The organism is Pseudomonas sp. AC463, from assembly GCF_979253585.1.
The window spans coordinates 1-294 of record NZ_CEEDDZ010000435.1; the positions used below are offsets into that span (position 1 = coordinate 1).

Consider the following 294-nt stretch of genomic DNA (forward strand, 5'->3'; position numbering starts at 1 on the left):
GAACAGGTAGAACAGGAACAGGTCCTGCGCCGCGAACGTGCCGATCATCAGCACCTCGGTCAGCAGGAACGCCGCCATGTATTCCGGCACGCGGTTCGTCACCGAACGCCAGCTCGCGCCGATGCAGATCGGCATCAGGAACACGCTGAGCATGATCAGCAGCAGCGCGAACCCATCGATGCCGAGGTCCCAGGCGAAGAAGCCGAGGCGCGGCCCCTGCTCCACGAACTGCCACTGAGCGCCGCCGATGTCGAAGCTGGTCCACAGGACGATGCCGAGCGCGAAGTCGATCAG

1 pseudogene is annotated in these 294 nt (G+C 64.3%); it reads right to left on the reverse strand.

What is annotated here, in order from left to right:
• A pseudogene (locus AC0IYH_RS30860) lies at window positions 1-294 on the reverse strand (hypothetical protein); the annotation flags it as partial.